General features: G+C 65.3%; 17 protein-coding genes and 1 pseudogene. 10 read left to right on the top strand and 8 right to left on the bottom strand.

From position 1 onward, the window contains the following. Positions 1–230: 230 nt before the first annotated feature. The 3 genes from MTX19_RS15310 (at position 231) to MTX19_RS15300 (ending at position 2703) form a co-directional block, all read left to right on the top strand. Positions 231–845: a tetratricopeptide repeat protein gene (locus MTX19_RS15310; RefSeq protein ID WP_280984294.1), complete on the top strand. Its 615-nt coding sequence runs from the start codon at positions 231–233 to the stop codon at positions 843–845. A 222-nt stretch (positions 846–1067) separates the two neighbouring features. After that, the gene (locus MTX19_RS15305) at positions 1068–2207 is read left to right on the top strand and encodes a DJ-1/PfpI family protein (protein ID WP_280984293.1); all 1140 of its coding nucleotides are present in this window, start codon (positions 1068–1070) and stop codon (positions 2205–2207) included. A 73-nt stretch (positions 2208–2280) separates the two neighbouring features. Next, positions 2281–2703, top strand: a complete 423-nt coding sequence (locus MTX19_RS15300) for a cupin domain-containing protein (protein ID WP_280984292.1) — start codon at positions 2281–2283, stop codon at positions 2701–2703. Positions 2704–2718: 15 nt separating this feature from the next. Here the strand turns inward: MTX19_RS15300 and MTX19_RS15295 are convergent, their stop codons facing one another. Then, entirely contained in the window at positions 2719–3876 is a 1158-nt protein-coding gene (locus MTX19_RS15295) for an acyl-CoA dehydrogenase family protein (protein ID WP_280986046.1), read from the bottom strand. A gap of 180 nt (positions 3877–4056) precedes the next feature. Here MTX19_RS15295 and MTX19_RS15290 point away from each other — a divergent pair, with 180 nt between their 5' ends. The 4 genes and pseudogenes from MTX19_RS15290 to MTX19_RS15280 all read left to right on the top strand — a co-directional run bounded on the left by MTX19_RS15290 (position 4057) and on the right by MTX19_RS15280 (position 7172). Further along, positions 4057–4164, top strand: coding sequence for a hypothetical protein (locus tag MTX19_RS15290; RefSeq protein ID WP_280984289.1), 108 nt, complete (start codon positions 4057–4059; stop codon positions 4162–4164). A 78-nt stretch (positions 4165–4242) separates the two neighbouring features. After that, a pseudogene (locus tag MTX19_RS15285) lies at positions 4243–6482 on the top strand (Orn/Lys/Arg decarboxylase N-terminal domain-containing protein); the annotation flags it as partial. Further along, the gene (locus tag MTX19_RS39250; protein ID WP_348638335.1) at positions 6459–6593 is read left to right on the top strand and encodes a hypothetical protein; all 135 of its coding nucleotides are present in this window, start codon (positions 6459–6461) and stop codon (positions 6591–6593) included. The pseudogene MTX19_RS15285 and the gene MTX19_RS39250, both read left to right, overlap by 24 nt. 18 nt (positions 6594–6611) lie before the next feature. Then, positions 6612–7172 carry a GNAT family N-acetyltransferase gene (locus MTX19_RS15280; RefSeq protein WP_280984288.1) on the top strand — a complete coding sequence of 187 codons (561 nt, stop codon included), beginning with the start codon at positions 6612–6614 and terminating at the stop codon, positions 7170–7172. A gap of 184 nt (positions 7173–7356) precedes the next feature. On the opposite strand, the gene MTX19_RS15275 is transcribed toward MTX19_RS15280, so the two are convergent. After that, positions 7357–7578, bottom strand: a complete 222-nt coding sequence (locus MTX19_RS15275) for a dodecin (RefSeq protein WP_280984287.1) — start codon at positions 7576–7578, stop codon at positions 7357–7359. Positions 7579–7829: 251 nt separating this feature from the next. On the opposite strand from MTX19_RS15275, the gene MTX19_RS15270 reads away from it, so the two are divergent. After that, positions 7830–8399: an HdeD family acid-resistance protein gene (locus tag MTX19_RS15270; RefSeq protein ID WP_280984286.1), complete on the top strand. Its 570-nt coding sequence runs from the start codon at positions 7830–7832 to the stop codon at positions 8397–8399. 225 nt (positions 8400–8624) lie between these two features. Beyond that, the gene (locus MTX19_RS15265) at positions 8625–9569 is read left to right on the top strand and encodes a dehydrogenase (RefSeq protein WP_280984285.1); all 945 of its coding nucleotides are present in this window, start codon (positions 8625–8627) and stop codon (positions 9567–9569) included. 146 nt (positions 9570–9715) lie between these two features. Here MTX19_RS15265 and MTX19_RS15260 read toward each other — a convergent pair whose 3' ends face one another. Genes MTX19_RS15260 through MTX19_RS15250 form a run of 3 tightly spaced genes read right to left on the bottom strand, consistent with a single transcriptional unit; the run spans position 9716 to position 13318 of the window. Continuing rightward, positions 9716–11974 (bottom strand): xanthine dehydrogenase family protein molybdopterin-binding subunit, encoded by a 2259-nt coding sequence (locus MTX19_RS15260; protein WP_280984284.1) that lies wholly within the window; start codon positions 11972–11974, stop codon positions 9716–9718. After that, positions 11974–12453: a (2Fe-2S)-binding protein gene (locus tag MTX19_RS15255; protein ID WP_280984283.1), complete on the bottom strand. Its 480-nt coding sequence runs from the start codon at positions 12451–12453 to the stop codon at positions 11974–11976. The genes MTX19_RS15260 and MTX19_RS15255 overlap by 1 nt, the downstream gene beginning before the upstream one ends. 4 nt (positions 12454–12457) lie before the next feature. Continuing rightward, on the bottom strand, positions 12458–13318 hold the full coding sequence (locus tag MTX19_RS15250) for a xanthine dehydrogenase family protein subunit M (protein ID WP_280984797.1): 861 nt from the start codon (positions 13316–13318) through the stop codon (positions 12458–12460). Positions 13319–13823: 505 nt separating this feature from the next. Between MTX19_RS15250 and MTX19_RS15245 the strand changes: the two genes are divergently transcribed. After that, positions 13824–15308, top strand: coding sequence for an ABC transporter substrate-binding protein (locus tag MTX19_RS15245; protein WP_280986130.1), 1485 nt, complete (start codon positions 13824–13826; stop codon positions 15306–15308). 118 nt (positions 15309–15426) lie between these two features. On the opposite strand, the gene MTX19_RS15240 is transcribed toward MTX19_RS15245, so the two are convergent. The 3 genes from MTX19_RS15240 to MTX19_RS15230 all read right to left on the bottom strand — a co-directional run bounded on the left by MTX19_RS15240 (position 15427) and on the right by MTX19_RS15230 (position 18836). After that, positions 15427–17349: a cyclic nucleotide-binding and patatin-like phospholipase domain-containing protein gene (locus MTX19_RS15240; RefSeq protein WP_280986045.1), complete on the bottom strand. Its 1923-nt coding sequence runs from the start codon at positions 17347–17349 to the stop codon at positions 15427–15429. A 111-nt stretch (positions 17350–17460) separates the two neighbouring features. Next, positions 17461–18612, bottom strand: coding sequence for a zinc-binding dehydrogenase (locus MTX19_RS15235; protein ID WP_280984280.1), 1152 nt, complete (start codon positions 18610–18612; stop codon positions 17461–17463). Positions 18613–18650: 38 nt separating this feature from the next. Beyond that, on the bottom strand, positions 18651–18836 hold the full coding sequence (locus tag MTX19_RS15230) for a hypothetical protein (protein ID WP_280984279.1): 186 nt from the start codon (positions 18834–18836) through the stop codon (positions 18651–18653). Positions 18837–18895: the final 59 nt, after the last annotated feature.

Below are 18895 nucleotides of genomic sequence, written 5' to 3'. Positions count from 1 at the left end.
GGCAGCAGCCGCACTCCATCACGCCCCGCAGCTAACACGAATGTTGGTTTCTGACTGCACCCTGCAGCGACCGTGACACGGCGTGCGCAGCGCGCGGCAGCGCGCCTGCATCGGAAGGACAGTGCGGTTGCCGGATTCGTTGCCGCAACATTTTTTTGTAGCGAACAGGGAATGTCACCTGTCACCTGGAGTTGTTGCTTCAGGTCAACGACTGTCCTCGGGAGGTGTGCATGATCAAGTCACCGATGAAGCTCGCAACGCTAGCGGCATTCCTGACAGTGCCGCTCACCCTCTTCCCGCCGCAGGCAACCATGGCGGCCGGAGGTGGAGGCGGTGGTGGCGGCGGCGGAGGTGGAGATCCCTACGGATCGCACTACGACACGCCGGCGACGGCGCCGGCCTATCCGCAGCAAGAGGGCAAGAAGACCACGCACACCAAGAAACCCACCAAGCAATCCGGCTTCGAGGATCCGGCATTTCGCGAGGGCTACCGCGCCGCCTATGCGACGATCTACGAACGCAACGACTATGCCGCCGCGATCGATCAACTCCATGCGCTCGGTCATGACGATCATCCGAACGTCGCCAATCTGATCGGCTACTCCTATCGCAAGCTCGGCGACTACAAGCAGTCGCAGGTCTGGTACGAACGCGCGCTGAAGGCCGATCCGAACCACGTGCTGACGTGGAATTACTACGGCCTCTGGCAGATCGAACAGGGCAACCGCGACCAGGCGGAATACCATCTGCGCCGTATCGCCGAAATCTGCGGTACCGATTGCGCGGAGTATCGCTCGCTCGCAGCGGCGCTCGAGCAGCCACCGGGCACGAATCTCGTCTACTGACCCGCGCCGCCGATCCTGAGACAGCCTGTAGCCCGCATGAGCGGAGCGACATGCGGGAAAGCCGTCCCCGGATGCCGCTGGCGCTCATCCGGGCGACGCGTCGACACAGACTCGGCCGCCGGCATCGGCGTGTCCGTTTTTGCGGGAAATACGCCATTTCGATCGACACTGTCGCCGGATAGCTTGCGCCCAGACGCAACAGATCCGTTGAGACATATCCTCATGAACTGGCGGCTTCTTGCATGGGGCGGTCTTGCCGTTGCCGCGCTGGTTCCAATCCTTGGTGGCGGCTGGCTGCTCACCCTCCCCGCCGCTTCGACATTCAAGGCGCCGCCGCCGATCGCGAAGGAAGAACATGATGCAGCGCTCGCCGCTTTGAAGCCGCCGAAGCGGCAACGCCCGCTGATCGCGATCGTCGGCATCAACGATATGACCGAGACCACCGACTATCTGATGCCTTACGGCATCCTCAAGCGTGCCGATGTCGCCGACGTCGTCACGCTGTCGACCGCGCCAGGCCCGGTGACGCTGTTCCCGGTGCTGAAAGTCGAGCCGGACGCAACGATCGCTGCGTTCGATGCCGCGCATCCCGACGGCGCGGACTATGTGATTGTGCCCGCGATGAGCCGCGACGACGATCCGGCCGTGGTGCAGTGGATCCGCCGCCAGGCGGAGAACGGCGCCGTGATCGTCGGCGTCTGCGCCGGCGGCAAGGTCTTGGCCTCCACCGGCCTGCTCGATGGCCGGCAGGCGACCACGCACTGGTTCTACCTCAAGGACTGGCGCGACAAGCATCCTGAAATCCGCTACGTCGCGAACCGCAGGATCGTGGTCGACCGCGGCGTTGCAACGACGACCGGGATCTCGGCGTCGATGCCGATGTCGCTCACCCTGATTGAGGCGATCACGGGCCGCGCCAAGGCGGAGACGATCGCCCACGAGATCGGCTTAGGCGATTGGGACGCGCGTCATGACAGTGGCGCGTTCAAGTTCACGCGGCCGTTCGCGCTGACCGCGATCGCGAACACGCTGGCGTTCTGGAGCAGCGAGCAACTCGGCCTTGCCCTGACGCCTGGCATCGACGAGGTCTCGCTGGCGCTGGTCGCAGATAGTTGGTCGCGCACCTATCGCTCGCACGCGGTGACGTTTGCCGCGACTGGCGCTCCGCAGACAACCCGCAACGGCTTGCGTATCTATCCACAACAGGTCGCGACCGATTGGCCTGCGGCGCACCTGCTTCCGGCGGTTGGAACGACGCCGCCCGCTCAGGCGCTGGACCAGGCGCTCAAGGGAATCGAGACGCGCTACGGCGCGGGCACGGCGGACTTCGTCGCCATGCAGCTCGAATATCCGCGGCGCTGAATCCAAGCAATGCCCCATTGCCCTCGTCGCGCGCCGTCCGCTATCGTGGCGACAAACCACGCGCGAGACGACGATGCCCGAACTGATCGATATCGGCGCGCTGCAGCTCAAATTCCTGCAGAGCAAGGAGACCACCGGCGGCAGCATCGACCGGTTCGAGATGACGCTGCAGCCGAATGCGCGGATGCCGATCCCGCATTACCACGAGAGCTGGGACGAGACGATCTACGGCCTGTCGGGCATCTCGACCTGGCGGGTCGACGGCAAGGACATCGACCTCGCGCCCGGCGAGACCGTGTTCATCAAGCGCGGCATCGTGCACGGCTTCACCAACCGCTCGAACGGTCCGGCAAGCTGCCTGTGCATGCTGAGCCCCGGCGTGCTCGGGCCAAAGTACTTCAAGGAAATGGCGGCGCTGCTGGCTGGCGGCGCGCCCGATCCGGCGAAGATCAAGGAGACGATGCTGCGCTACGGGCTGGTGCCGGTTGCGCCCTGACGACGCGGATCGCCTTCAGAACCGCCAGGTGCCGGCGTCGAGGCCGAGGCTCACGCGTCCGGCGAGCGCATAGCTGTTCGGGCTCATCGCGATATGCTTGATCGCCGCGTCGACGTCGCGGACCGACCGTTCCAGCGTCCCGGTCTCGAAGATCGCGGCTGTCCCGGCACTGGCCGCAATCATGTCGACGACGCGCGCGGCGTTTTCCGCGGCATTGGCACAGGCAACGCGCAAGAACGCGCGTGCCTGAACGAGCCGACCGCCTCCGACGTCGGTTGCTTCCATCAGTTCCGTCATGGCTTCGACGAGCAAGGCTCGCGCAGAGCGCAGGGCAGCCTCGGCGCGGCCGACCATGGCCTGAACCAGTTCGCCGTCGCGCAATTGACCGGCACCCCCCGGGCGCGGCTTGCGGCTCGCGAGCGCGATGAAGGCGTCAAGCGCACCGCGCGCGATTCCGAGCGGCACGACCGAGATGGTCCAGGAGAACGCCGAGATACCCGGCAACCGATACAGAATGCCCGCCTGCGTCGGCTGGAAATCGATCAACAAATGGGTGTGACTGAGCGGAACGAAGCTGTCGCGAACCTCGAAATCGCAGCTTCCGGTGCCGCGCAGCCCCGACACGAACCAGGTGTCGTCAACGCGGACATCCGATCGGTCGAAGTAGCAGCACAGCGGCGCACCGTCCTTGCCGTCCGGCCCCTTCGCTCTGGCAAGCCCCATGAACCGCGTCGCGTGATGTGAGCCGCTGCCGAACGGCCAGCGTCCGCTGACGCGATAGCCGCCCTCGACCTCCACCGCCGTTCCGACCGCGCCGGTCGCGCTCACCACGAACGCGAGCGGATCGGCGAACCAGTTCCGCACCACGTCTTCCGGCAGATAGCCGCCGATCCGGCTCATGCCCGCACCATTCCCGACCAGCCAGCCGACCGAGCCGTCGAGCGCCGAGGCGGCCTCGACAATCGTCATGAAGTCGAGCGGCGAGAATTCCGGGCCGCCGAGCGATCGCGGCAGATAGAGCCGAAACAGCCCGGCCTCGGCGAGCGCGTTGAAGACCGCATCGGGAAGCCTGCGGTCGCGGTCGAAATGCTGGCGTTCCGCCGCAATCAGGGGCGCCAGCCGATCAATGGCGGCGAGATAGTCTACAACACTGGCTTGGGTCGGTACGAGCATGGCAGCCTCCAGACCGGTAACGCGCTCAGTGTTGGGCATCATGCCGCACCAGGCAAACGCGAAGAATTCAGCTGCGGGTGAACTGAATTCATCTACACTCACCGCCATGCGCAAGCTGCCGCCGCTGACCGAACTCTGCGCCTTCGAAGCCGTTTCAAGGCGGCGCCCGCGGAGTTGCAGGTGTCGCCGACCGCCATCAGCCACCAGATCAACCTGCGGGAACGTCACTGCGGCCAATCGCTGTTCCGGCGGTGGCCGCGTCCGCTGACGCTCACCATTCCGCCTTGATCGTCGAGCGCGTACCACCTGTCATCTGCCTGTCATGAATTGTGCCGACACGTCAGCGGACACAGTTCGAGGACACGCATGGACTATTTCAAACGCTTCAACTTCCTGTTCGCCGCGCCGGTGTTCGAGGCCGACGACCTCGAGGGCATCCGCTTCAACCAGATCATCACCGAAATCGAGCGGTCCGGCTTCGAAGTGGTGCGCGCCCGCAAGCTGGAGGATGCCGAGATCGCGGTGCAGACCGATGCCGCGATCGGCTGCATGGTGGTCGACTGGGGCAAGAAGGGACTTGAAGGCAAGACCGCGGCGCTGATCAATTTGATGCGCCGGCGCGGCCTCGACTTCCCGATCATCCTGCTGATTCGCCGCAAGCGCTTCGAGGACCTGCCGGTCGAGGTGCTGGATTTCATCGACGGCTACGTGTTCCTGTCCGAGGAGACGCCGCCCTTCATCGCGAAAAATCTGATCAGCCGGCTCAAGCAATATGCCGAGACGTTGAAGACGCCGTTCTTCGGCGCGCTGGTCGACTATGCCGAGGAAGGCAACCAGCTCTGGACCTGCCCCGGCCACAATGGCGGCGTATTCTACAGCCGCAGCCCGATCGGGCGGGTGTTCGTCGAGCATCTCGGCGAAGCCGTGTTCCGCGACGATCTCGACAACTCCGTGCTCGACCTCGGCGACCTCCTCACCCATGAAGGGCCGGCGCTGCGGGCGCAGAAGGAGGCGGCGCGGATCTTCGGCGCCGAGAAGACCTATTTCGTGCTCAACGGCACCTCGACCTCAAACAAGGTCGCACTCGGCTCGCTGGTCACCGACGGCGACCTCGTGCTGTTCGACCGCAACAACCACAAGGCCGCGCATCACGGCGCGCTCTTGATCGGCGGCGGCATCCCGGTCTATGTGCCGACCGTGCGCAACGCCTGGGGCCTGATCGGCCCGATGCGCTGGGACCTGCTCGACGAAGCGACCTTGCGCGACCACATCCGCAAGCACCCGCTGGTCAGGGACGAGAATGCCTGGAAGAAGCCCCGCCCCTTCCGCGTCGCCGTGGTCGAGCAGTGCACCTACGACGGCACCATCCACAGCGCCGAGATGATCCTCAAGCGCATCGGCCATCTCTGCGATTACATCCTGTTCGACGAAGCCTGGGCCGGCTTCATGAAATTCCACCCAATCTACGCCGGCCGCTTCGCGATGGGACTTTCCGATCTCGGCGCCGAAGCGCCCGGCATCATCGCGACCCAATCGACCCACAAGCAGCTCGCGAGCTTCTCGCAGGCCTCGCAGATCCACATCCGCGACCGCCACATCAAGGGCCAGAAGCGTCGCGTCGAGCACCGCCGCTTCAACGAAAGCTTCATGCAGCACGCCTCGACCTCGCCGTTCTATCCGCTGTTCGCCTCGCTCGACGTCGGCGCGCAGATGATGAAGGGCCGCTCCGGCGAAGTGTTGTGGGACGACACGATCCGGCTCGGCATCGAGCTGCGCAAGAAGATCCGCGCGGTCAAGCGCGAGTTCGAGGAGAACGAGACGCGGCCCGATCGGCGCTGGTTCTTCGAGCCGTTCGTGCCGGATCGCGTGATGATCCCGGACGTGGCGCGCGAAGGCGGCGTGCACAACGTGGCCTGGGAGACGATCTCGACCGACCAGCTTGCGACCAACCCGTCCTATTGGCAGCTCAAGCCCGGCGAGAGCTGGCACGGCTTCCCGGACGTGACGGCAGGCTTCGCCATGACCGACCCCAACAAGCTGACCCTGCTGACGCCGGGCTTCGATCACGCGACCGGCGCCTATGCCGACCATGGCATTCCCGCACCCGTGGTGGCGCAATATCTGCGCGAGAACCGCATCGTCGCCGAAAAGAACGACCTCAACTCCCTGCTCTTCCTGCTGACGCCGGGCGTCGAGGCCAGCAAAGCCGGCACGCTGGTGAGCGGGCTCGTCGCCTTCAAGAAGCTGCACGACGACAACGCGCTGCTCGAGGACGTCATCCCCGAATTCTACCGCCGGCGGCCGAACCGCTATGCCGGCGTGCGGCTGCGCGATCTCTGCGGCGACATGCATCGCTTCTTCCGGGACGCCGGCGTCAGCGCGCTGCAGGCGAAACAATTCCTGCCCGAGCACCTGCCCGAGATCGCGATGTCGCCACGCGAGGCCTCGCGCTACCTGGTGCGCAACGACGTCGACTATCTGCCGATCGACGAGATTGCATCGCCGCGACGCCGTTCGTAGTCTACCCGCCCGGCATCGCCACCATCGTGCCCGGTGAGCGGCTGTCGGAACGCAGCAAGCCGATGATCGACTATCTCAAAATGTTCGAGGCGAGCTTCAACGCATTCCCCGGCTTCGAGGTCGAGATCCAGGGCGTCTACAAGGAGATCGATGCATCAGGACGCGTCCGCTTCTATACTTACGTCGTGGCGGAATAAGTGGACGGACTGCACCCAATGGAGAATGACCACAAGATCATTGTGCGCGCCTCGCGCGACAGCGACGTCGACGCCATGCTGTCGATCTACCGCCGCCACATTCGCCGCGGCGTCGAGGAGAGCGTCGACGACAGCGGCACGCCGGAGCCCGACGATCTGCGCGAGCGCCGCAAGAATTTGCGCAACACGCGCCTGCCGCATCTGGTCGCCGTTTGCAACGGCGACGTCGTCGGCTACGCCTATGTCGTGATGTTCCGCAAGCGTCCCGCCTACCGCTACACGGTGAAGCACTCGATCTATATCCATCACCAATATGTCGGCCAGGGCGTCGGCAGCCGTCTGCTGCAGGAATTGATCGACACCTGCGCCGCGGCCGGCTTCCGCCAGATGATCGGCTATATCGATTCCGACAACGCCGCGTCGCTGGCACTGCACGACCGGTTCGGCTTCGCGCGCGTCGGGCACCTGCCCGGCGTCGCCTATCGCTACGGCCACTGGTCGGACAGCGTGATGGTGCAGCGCTCGCTCGGCCCCGGCGCGACCGAGCCGCCCCCGCCCGCGCCGCTGTCGCGGCGGTGACGCAGCGACGCGGGCAACGGCGTGGATCAGCGCGTTCACATCTATCCCTGTCATGCTGAGGAGGCCGCGCAGCGGCCGTCTCGAAGCACGACGGCCACCAGCGAGGCCGTACATCCTTCGAGGCTCGCCGAAGAGGCTCGCACCTCAGGATGACGGGATTGGATCACGGTGCATCACTGCGGTCTTATTCCAGCGTGAAGCCGACCCGCAACGTCACCTGATAGTGGCGGACCTTGCCGTCTTCGATATGGCCTCTGGTCTGCACGACCTCGAACCATTTCATCTCGCGGATCGTCTCCGACGCGCGGCCGACGGCGTTCTCGATCGCCGCTTCGACGCTCTTCTCCGATGATCCAACGAGTTCCAGGATCTTGTAGACGTGATCCTTGTCATGACTTGCGGGCATGTCGACCTCCTTGAGATGGATGGACGAACCGGACGAGTGAATGCGCGAACCGGACAATTTTGTCCTCTGCAATCCGGACAGTCTGTCCTCCGATCTGGACCAGATGGTGTCGCGTGGACGAATGCTGCGCGGCACCACACCAGACGAATAGAATCAACGTGTCGCGCTGCGTTCGGTGCCACCGGCACCCGCCCTTGCCGGCACGCCTACCTATGGTAGCATGGTTTGATCCAGTTTACGGGAGCGATGCCATGTCGACGATGTCCAGCTCACCCGCCCATAGCCTCGGATCCGGACTGTCCAGCCTTCGCTCGAAGTGGGGCTGGATCGTCGCGCTCGGCGTGATCTATCTGATCGCCGGCGTGCTCGCGTTCGGCAGCGTGTTCTTCGCAACCGTCGTCAGCGTGCTGTTCGTCGGCGCGATGATGATCGTCTCGGGCGTCGCCGAGATCATCAACGCATTCCAGGTCAAGTCGTGGGGCAAGTTCCTGTTCTGGGCCCTGCTCGGCGTGCTCTACGTCGTCGCAGGCTTCATCACCTTCGAGAATCCCCTGCTGGCGGCGGCAACATTGACCCTGTTCCTTGGCGTCGCCCTGGTCGTCTCGGGGATCGTCCGCATCTTCCTCGCCTTCGGCATGAACGCCGCAGCGCCCTGGGGCCTGGTCGCGCTTTCGGGCCTCATCACGCTGGTGCTCGGCGCCATCATCCTCGCGCACTGGCCGGTCTCGAGCCTCTATGTGCTCGGCATCTTCCTCAGCGTCGACCTGATCTTCGCCGGCATCAGCTGGGGCATGGGGATGGCGTTGCGGCGCCGGACGTAGTCCCGGTCGCAGGGTGGGTTAGCGAAGGAGCCCGCAGCGCTTCTCGTGCGCGGAGCGCGGCGGATTGCGCTCGCGGGTCTGCCGCCGGGCGCGCATGTCCGGTTGACTGGCCTTTCCCGCGCGCTATCCATCCCCGATCAAGTCCGGGGCCGCGTTCGGTCGAGCCCAGCCAGGAGCGCGAGAGCGCTGCAGAGGAGAGCGCAAGCGCGCTCAGAGGAGAACGACGTGCATTTTGTCGACGACAGCGAGGTCAATCGCGTCCTGACCTTTCCGATCCTGATCGAGGCGATCGAGGCGGCGCACCGCCGGCCGAAGATCGCGGTGCACGACGGCTATCTCGGCGACGGCAAGGGGCAACAGCTCGTGACGCGCAGCGCGGTCGATGCCGGCCGCTTCATGATGACCAAATTGTACACCAGCTTTCCGGGCAATCTCGCGCACGGCAAGCTGCCCGCCGTGCAGGCGGTCTGCGTGCTGTTCGACGGCGTCGACGGGAGGCCGCTCGCGGTCATGGATGCGTCCGAAATCACCCATTGGAAGACGGCCGCGGACTCCGCGCTCGGTGCCAAGCAGCTGGCGCGACCGGACGTCGAAACGCTGCTGGTGGTCGGCGCCGGCGAGATGGCGCACTGGCTGGTACGCGGGCATCGCACCGTGCGGCCGTCGTTGCGACGTGTGCTGATCTGGAACCGGACCGCGGAGCGCGCCGAAGTGCTCGCCACGCAGCTCGCGGGCGACGGCATCGCCGCCGAAGCCGTCACCGATCTCGATGCCGCTACGCGCGAGGCTGACGTGATCACCACCTGCACGCGCTCGCGCGAGCCGCTGCTCAAGGGCGCCAACTTGCGGCCCGGCACCCATCTCGACCTGGTCGGCGGCTTCACGCCGGAGACCCGCGAGGCCGACGACGAGGCCGCGCGGCGCGCACGCGTGTTCGTCGACCGCCGCGAATCCGCCTTCGACGGCGTCGGCGACATCCTGCAGCCGATCGAAAGCGGCGCCATCCGCGAGAGCGACGTGCTCGGCGACCACTACGACCTCGCCAGCGGCAAGGTCACCGGTCGGCTGTCAGCCGGCGACATCACCTTCTTCAAGAACGCCGGTGGTGGGCATCTCGATTTAATGACGTGTGAGACGGTGTTTGCGCGCCTGGGGAAGGAACTGCGCTGAACGTCGACGCTTGCCAAAAAAGTAGGGCAGGTTAGCGAAGCGTAACCCGCCGCGACTCGATGTGCAGAAGCATTGGTGGGTTACGGCTTCCGCCTTCGTTCGCTGAGCTACGGCGGACGCCGTCGCCTGACCCACCCTACGCTTTCCTACTCCGCCGCCTGCTGCGTCGGCGCGTCCAGCTCCGCCGAGACCTTCGGCGGCGACATCGGCAGGCTGTAGAACCGCTTGCCCAGCGCATTGTGGACGGCGTTCGCCACGGCGGCCATCACCGGCACCAGCGGCACTTCGCCGACACCCTTCACGCCCTGCGGATGCTTCGGGTTCGGCACCTCGACCAGCGCACAGTCGATCATCGGGAGGTCCGAGCACACCGGCATGCGATAGTCGAGGAAGCCGGGATTATCGACCTTGCCGTCCTTGTTGTAGATGTACTCCTCGTTCAGCGCCCAGCCGATACCCTGTGCGACGCCGCCCTGGAGCTGACCCTCGACATAGCTCGGATGGATGGCGCGGCCGACGTCCTGCACGGCCGTGTAGCGGATGACTCTGATGATCCCGAGCTCGACGTCGACCTCGACGTCGCAGATATGCGTGCCGAAGCCGCCTTCGGCGCCTTGCGTGTTGAGCTGCACGCTGGCGCCGATCGGGCCGCCCTGCGACGGCGCCTTCTCGGCGAGGTCGGCGAGCGTCAGCGGCTTGAACTCGCCGGCATTCGGGCTCACCGGATGCGCGGCGCCGTTCTCCCACTTCACCGCTTCAGGATCGATCTCCCAGATCTTGGCGGCGCGCTCGCGCAAGGTTGATATCACCTTGTCGGCCGCCTGCGTCACCACCATCGAGGAAGCGAACAGCACGCGGCTGCCGCCGGTCAGATTGGAGAACCCGACAGTCTGCGTGTCGCCGATGATCACAGAGACACGCTTGTAGTCGATGCCAAGCAGCTCGGCGCAGATGTTGGCGATGCCGGCGCGCGAGCCGCCGATGTCCGGATGACCCGTGGTGACGACGACGTTGCCGTCCTCGGTGATGTTGACCTGCGCGGAGGATTCACCGCCGGCGTTGAACCAGAAGCCGGAGGCGACACCCCGACCCTGCAATTTGCCGAGCGGCGCCGAATAATGCGGATGGTTCTTCGCCACCTCCAGCGTCTCGACATAGCCGATGCGCGGGAACACCGGGCCATGCGCCGCCTTGGTGCCCTGCTTGGCCGCGTTCTTGAGGCGCAGCTCCAGAGGATCCATCTGCAAGGCTTCCGCGAGTTCGTCGAGCACGCACTCGACAGCATAAGCGCCGATCGGCGCACCGGGCGCGCGGTAGGCCGCGACCTTGGAGCGGTTGGAGCAGACGTCGAAACCTTCCGACAGCACATGCGGGATGTCGTAAGGCGCGAAGCTGCAGCCGACCGCGCCGCGGATCGGCGAGCCCGGAAACGCACCGGCCTGGAGATAGAATGCACCGTGGGCGGCGACGATGGTGCCGTCCTTCTTCGCGCCGATCCTGACCGTGCTCTTCGAGCCGGAGGTCGGCCCGGTTGCACGCATCACCTCCTCGCGCGTCATCACCATCTTCACCGGACGGCCGGATTTCTTTGCCAGCAGCGTCGCGAGCGGCTCCAGATAGACGATGGTCTTGCCGCCGAAGCCGCCGCCAATCTCGGCGGGAATGGCGCGGATGTCGCTCTGCGGGATGCCAGTCAACATCGACGTCATCGCGCGCACCATGAACTGGCCCTGGCTCGAGCTCCAGATCGTGGTCTTGCCGTCGGCCGCCACCGAGATCAGGCAGGCATGCGGCTCGATATAGCCCTGGTGCACCGGGCGCGTGGTGAAGGAGCGCTCGATGACGACCTCGGCCTCCTTGAAGCCTTGTGCGATGTCTCCCTTCTTCGATTCGAGCCGGCCCACGATGTTCGACGGCTTGCCGTCGAACTTGTTCCACTCATGCAGGATCGGCGCATCCGGCTTCAGCGCGTCCTCGATCTCGATTGCCCAGGGCAGCACCTCGTAATCGACCTCGATCAGCTTGCAGGCTTCCGCCGCGATCGCCTCGGATGTGGCGGCCACCGCCGCCACGGGATGGCCGGGGAATAGCGCCTTGTCGCGCGCCATCACGTTGCGGCACATCCAGCGCATGTCCTGGATGCCGAGCATCACCGCACCCTTCTCGACCGTAAAGTCGACGATGTCGCGCGAAGTGACCACCGCCTTGACGCCGGGCAGCGCCTCGGCCTTCGCGGTGTTGATCGACTTGATCCGCGCATGCGGATGCGGGCTGCGCAGGATCTTGCCCCAGATCATGCCGGGCATGGTGGTGTCGGCGGCGAACGCCGCGCGGCCCGTCACCTTGTCGACGCCATCGGGCCTGATAGTGCGCTGGCCGATCCATTTGTTGTCGACGACGTTCATCAGCGAGCCTCCCGCATTTCGGCAGCGGTCTCCATTACCGCGCGGACAATCTTGTCGTAACCGGTGCACCGGCAGAGATTGCCGGCGAGCCAGAAGCGGACTTCCTCTTCGGTGGGATTCGAATTTCTTGCCAGCAGTGCCTCGGACGCGACCAGCATGCCCGAGGTGCAGATGCCGCATTGAAGCGCGGCGTGCTCTAGGAACTTCTGCTGCAGCGGGTGCAGCCGGTCGCCCCTGGCCATGCCCTCGATGGTCCTGATCTCGTGCCCTTCGGCTTCGGCTGCGAGCATCAGGCAGGAGCAGACCAGGCGATCGTCGAGCGTGATCGAGCACGCGCCGCAATCGCCGGACGAGCACCCCTCCTTGGAGCCGGTGAGGCCAAGCTGTCCGCGCAGCGCGTCGAGCATGGTGTCGTAGGGCTCGCAGAGGAACTCCATCGGCTCGCCGTTGACAGTGGTGGTGACGTGCAGTTTCGCCATGGTGCTAATTCCCTCCGGCGCGCGTGGCGGCGATCGCGGCGACACGCTTGAGCAGCACGCCGGCGGTTTTGGTGCGATAGGCGATGGTGCCGCGCTTATCGTCGATCGGACGGCAGGCGGCGCGGCACGCCGCGGCAGCAGCCTTCAGCGCGGCATCATCGAGCCTGGAGCCGATCAGCGCCTTCGCCGCTGGCTCGACCAAGAGCGCGGTCGGCGCCACTGCGCCGAGACCGACGCGGGCCGCGGTGCAGACGCCGTCTTTCAGCGTCAGATTGACGCCGAGGCCGACCACCGCGATGTCCATCTCGGTGCGCGGGATCATGCGCAGGTAAGCATCGCCCGAGCCCGCAGGGCGCGGCGGCAATGCAAAGCTGACGAGGATTTCGCCCGGCTTGAGGTTGGTGCGGCCCGGCCCGGCCGGCACGTCTTCCACCTTGATCTCGCGGTGGCCATTCGGGCCTTGCACGGTGACGACCGCGCCGGCCGCGATCATCGCCGGAACGCTGTCGCCGGCGGGCGAGCCGTTGCAAAGGTTGCCGCCGACGGACGCCCGGCCCTGCACCTGCTTGGAGCCGATCAGGTTCACGGCCTCGAGCACGCCGGGCCAGACCTTGCCGAAGCGTTTGTGCTCGGCGAGCTCCATGCCGGAGACGGCGGCGCCGACGCGGAAGCCGCCGTCGGCGGTCTCCTGGATTTCAGTCATCTCGCCGATCTTCTTGATGTCGACGATCAGTCCCGGCCGCACCAGGCCGGAGCGCATTTGCACCAATAAGTCGGTGCCGCCTGCCATAATGCGGGCGGCACTTCCGGCGGCAGCAAATGCGCCAATTGCTTCATCAAGCGTGCGCGGTGCTACGTATCGGATATCGGTCATGGTTGTTGTTTGGTTCTCCCTCGCCTGCCGTTCCCTTGTGGACGGTCGTTGGCCTCACTGGCTTGGCCTGCAGGAGCAACAGCCTACACGGCGAAGCGGGGCCGGAACAGCCTCCGAGGTGCGGTGGAAAGCGGCAGGCTCCTATGCAGGATGCGGACTTGTGCGGCCCTTGCCGCGGAGTGCGCGCCGTCGTCACCGATCTTTCACATCGTGAGAATCGAGGGCCGCGGCCCCGGCTGCACCGCCCTTGCTTGCCTGAGAGGCCGGATTAGGGAAACATGCCCATCGCTGCAGCGCATGTGCCGGATCGAACGACACACGGATCGATGTTTGCCACCGATCCCGCCTGCGCCACATCGGGAGACAGCGAATGGCCCAATTTTCGCGCCGGACCCTCCTCAAGCTTGCTGCCGGCCTGCCGCCGGCGATCGCCGCGCCAGCTACGTGGACGTCACGGGCCGCCGCCGCGGGCAAGGGCAAGACCATCACCGCGGTGATGCATTCGGACCTCCGCATCATCGATCCCGGGTTCACGACCGCCTACATCACCCGCGACCATGGCTACATGGTCTACGACACGCTGCTCGGGATCGATTCCACATTCAAGGTCCGGCCGCAGATGGCGGACTGGACGATTTCCGACGACAAGCTGACCTACACCTTCACGCTGCGCGACGGCTTGAAATGGCACGACGGCGCGCCTGTCACCGCGGAGGATTGCGTCGCCTCGCTGAAGCGCTGGGGCACGGTCGACGGGATGGCGCAGAAGCTGGCCGAGTTCACGGCAACCCTCGAGGCCACCGGACCGAACACGATCGTGCTCAAGCTCAAGGAGCCATACGGCCTGGTGCTGGAGACAATCGCAAAGCCTTCCTCCTATGTCGCCTTCATGATGCCGAAGCGGCTGGCGGAGACGCCGCCGGGCAAGCAGATTTCCGAACAGATCGGCTCCGGCCCGTTCAAATTCATGAGCGCCGAATTCCAGCCGGGCGTGAAAGCGGTCTATGAGCGGAATGCCGACTATGTCCCGCGCAAGGAAAAGCCGGAATGGACCTCCGGCGGCAAGGTGGCGAAGGTCGATCACGTCGAATGGGTGACGATGCCCGACGCACAGACCGCGATCAATGCGCTGCAATCCGGCGAGATCGATTTCCTGGAGCAACCGTCGATCGACATGCTGCCAGTGCTGGAAGCCAATCCCGACCTGACCGTCGCCGTGCTGAACAAGTTCGGCTTCCAGATCGAGGGCCGCATGAATTTCCTGTACCCGCCGTTCGACAACGTCAAAATCCGCCGCGCCGCGCTGCTGGCGATGAACCAGAAGGACGTGCTCGACGCCACCGTCGGCAATCCCAAATATTACGAGATCTGCGGCGCCTATTTCGCCTGCGGCACGCCGCTTGCCAGCGACATCGGCGCGGAGACGCTGATCAAGGGCAACGGCATGGCCGAAGCCAAGAAGGCGCTGGCTGAATCCGGCTATGACGGCACGCCGGTCGTGATCATGGTACCCGGCGACGTCCAGACGCTGAAGGGGCCGCCGACCGTTGCGGCGCAGCTCCTGCGCGAGGCCGGCTTCAATGTCGATGCCCAGGTGACCGACTGGCAGACTGTGGTCAGCCGCCGCGCCAGCCAGAAACCACTGAAGGAAGGCGGCTGGAACATGTTCTTCACCTTCACGGGCGCTACTGAAACGATGAACCCGATCGTCAACAACCAGATCGTAGCAAACGGCAAGCGCGCCTGGTTCGGCTGGCCGGAGGATGCCAGGCTGGAGCAGATGCGCGACGCCTTTGCGCGCGCGAACTCCGCCGAGGAACGGAAGAAGCTCGCGACCGACATCCAGAAGGAAGCCTATGAGCAGGTGATCTACATCCCGCTCGGCCAGTTCCGCTCGCCGAGCGCCTGGCGCAAATCGCTGACCGGCGTGCTGGAGGGCCCGGCGCCGCCCGTGTTCTGGAACGTCGACAAGACCGAATGACGAACGGCGCCGCAATCAGTTCGGATGCCACCAGCGGCCGCCGATCACGACGCCTTCGGAGACAATCTTGCGGTGATGTCTCGGATGGCGCGGACATCACCGGTCTTTGATCGGCAGCTCAACCGAAGAGCGCCTTCTGGGCAGCGGGCGCGGTCACCGGGGCCGCTTGATCTGTGCCCCTGGCCGACGCGACGAAGGCCGCAATGGCCGGATGATGCGCCGCCTCCTGGGCGGCGATGGTTTCCCGGGCCCAGCGGTACGACGATTCGAAGATTTCCTGATGGCGGTCGAAATCGGTCACGTCGATGCCATCAGGAGTTGGCGGGCGCATCACCATATCGAGCGGCGTGATCGGCAGGGTGTCGTAGCGTTGATGCGCGACGAGGCTCCGCCACAACACGTTGACGGCGCTTGGCGCTGCGGGGAGCGATTTCCTCCGGAACGGTGTCAGCATGGCCGCGAGCAGTTCAAGACGCCCCGGCAGCGCGGCATAGTCGACGTCGAACATCTCGGTTGCCGGCTCACCGAAATGAACCACCAGATTCGGACCGCTCTTCAACTGATGCATTTGCGCGAGCGGAACGTTGTCGACGAGGCATCCGTCGACCAGCATCAGGCCGTCCCGCGTATAGAAGGGTGGCAGCAGGCCGGGAATGGCGCTCGATGCGCGCACCGCCTGCCAGAGCAGTCCCGTTCGGATCAGTTCGAGACTGTGCGTCGAAAGATTGGTCGCGACTGCCGCGAAGGGCCGCCAGCAGTCCTCGATCCGGCAGTTGTGGCCGTACTGATCGGCAAGGGCCTTGTCGAAGGCCTTGTGGTCCAGCAAGGCGTAGCGCGGCCAGGTCGGGCGGCGGAAGCTGCGGCTGGAGACGAAGATCTCATGCGTGCCGCGCTCGAGACGCTCGGCGTCGTAGTTCTTGGCGAAGCCGGCTGCCATCGCGGAACCGACGCTGGTGCCGACAAAGATATCGAACATCACGCCGCGCTCACGAAAGGCCTTGTAGATTCCGACGTGCGCCGTGCCCAGGCTGCCACCGCCGCCGGCGACAAATCCGACGGCGCGACCACAGAGAAAGCGGACCAGGCTATCGATATCGATCTGGTCCTCGAGCGAGACATGATGGTGCATGAAGGACGGCAGCCGCGCCAGCCAGGCCGCGGTGCCGCTCACCTCATGTCGTCGGCGGTCATGAACGCGAACCAGGCGTCGCGCCGATGCGGGGTGCACCCCGCAGGCGAAGCTCTCGATCTCCGTCAGATCAGGCGCGGGCGCATCGCCGCGGCAGACGAACACGACGAGATCGGCCTGACGAATGGCTTTTCGCGCCCATTCGGACGCATCCGGACCGCCGAAATAGGCCACCAGCGGTGCGTCATACTCAATCCTGTTGAGCCAGTCGGCGACTTCGGGCGCGTCGAGCGCGCGCCCGGGAAACAGGGCCTGAACACGTGCGAGGTCGACGATCTCCGCGTCAACGGCGGCAAGCCTCTGACGCAACCGGTGTTCAAAGTCGGCCGGTGCCGGCTCATGTCCGCCTGCTATCAGCGCGACGGTCCGTGCCTTGGGTGACGCCCGGGCGGGCAAGAGGCGTGCCGTCTGGATGGCAAATCGCTGTGCAAGGGCGGCAAGCAGCGCCTCGACGATGCCCGGCGTTTCCTGCGCAAGCTTCGCGTAGGCGGCGCGCGTCAACACCAGTACGCTGGTATCGCGGATCGCAATCACATTGGCCGTGCGCGGGATATTTGCAAAGAAGCCGATCTCGCCGACCAGTTCGCCGGCGCGAAGCTCCGCAATCGGTTCGGGATGATCGGTCCGGTACACAGCGAGCGCGCCGTGCAGCACCAGAAACAATGCGTCCGAAGGTCCACCCTGTTCGACCAGCAGCTGGCCGCGCACGAGGTCCTGCCGGGTCATCGCACCAAAGGCGATCAGCCGCTGTTCCGCGCTGAGCGTTCTGAACAGCGCGAAGTCCTCCGACGCGTTTCCCCACGCAAACGTTGCGCTCGTCCCTTGCGTGGGCGGCACCCGGTTCGATTGCATGATCCAATGTTAGCGCCGAGCCGTGGCCCCGGCGAGCAATATAGCGGCATGCGCGGCATCACTATTTTGGAAGCACTGCAACAGGATTTGCAGCACCGCTAATCGTCGGGATCACCCGACCAGTTCCGGCCATGGCACGATCGTCGACTTCACCGTCTTCATCGCCATCGCATCCGCGACCGCGCTCGCGACGCCCTCCTCCGTGAACGGATAGATCGTCTGCATGTCGAGCCAGGGATATTTGTTGCGGGTGCGGTAGAGCATGTCGACGCCGAGCGGCAGGTCGTTGCCCGTGAAGCCCCAGGAGCCGAGCACGTTGAGGTCCTTGGTGCAAATGCGATGCCATGACGTGTTGATCGAGCCGGCGTCGGTGAACTGGCCCATCTCGACATAGGTGCCGCCGTCGCGCAGCATTTCGATGCCCTCTGGGCCAGCGGTCGGATGGCCGGAGCAATCCATCACCAGATCGGCGCCGAAGCCGCCGACGATGTCGCGCACCGCCTTGATGCGCTCTTCCGGCGTCTTGAGCGCCTCGATGTCGATGGTCGCCTCCGCGCCGAACTTCCGCGCCAGCGCAAGCCGCGGGGTTTCCGGCGCGCCGACGCAGATCACGCGCCCCGCGCCCATCTCCTGCGCGGCGGCGACCGCGAGAATGCCGATCGGACCCGAGCCCTGGATCACGACGGTGTCGCCCCAGCGGAAGCCGCCGGCGCGCGTCGCGCGGTTGAAGGCACGGATGCAGGAGGTCAGCGGCTCGGAGAGCGCGCCAAGCCGCAGCGACATATCATCAGGCAATTTGTAGATCTTGGTTCCCGGCAGCATGTCGAGATCGACATAGACATATTCGGCCCAGCCGCCCCACATGTGCGGAGGTTTGTCGAAGCCGAGATAGCGGCCGTAATAGACCGGCGTCAGGCACTTGTTGGCGCTCTCTGGATAATGGATGCAGTAGTAGCAGCGGCCGCACGGCATCAAGGGCGGAATCATCACCTTGGAGCCGACCTGAAGCGGCCTGCTCATGAAGTCCTCGGTGAATTCAGGGCCGCACTCGACGATCACGCCGCCGAGCTCATGGCCGAGCGTGAACGGCCACGGCAACGGCTTTGGCCAGTGTCCCTTCAAGATGTGCAGGTCGGTGCCGCAGACGCCGCAGGCTCCGACCTTGATCAAGGCGGCCTTCTTGCCGACGTCAGGCCACGGCACAGTGCGGATCACGGGCTGGGCGCCGGGCCCCTCATGGGTGCATACGCGGATCTCTCGCATCGGCCTGTCCTCCCTGTCGCTGTCGTTGATCGCGGCTCTCACGGCCGATCATCGGCCGTGGCGAGCGGCTGCATCGGGCTGCCGTCGGGCGCAAAGCTCTCGACCTTGTCGGAGATCACGAACGACATCAGGTCGCGCCCGATCACCAGCGGTTCCTGATAGGTGGTGCGCGTCCGCTCGGCGAGGCAGAACTTAGGTGAAGGCCGTGGGGATGTCATGGCCATCCGGCCGCGCGCCTGGCAGCATCGTCTGACATTTCGCGCGGCAACGTCTGGCCTGCAAC

Source organism: Bradyrhizobium sp. ISRA464 (genome assembly GCF_029910095.1).
Lineage (GTDB): Bacteria > Pseudomonadota > Alphaproteobacteria > Rhizobiales > Xanthobacteraceae > Bradyrhizobium.
Note: the sequence above shows the minus strand (reverse complement) of the source record. Positions and strands in the feature narration are given on the sequence as shown.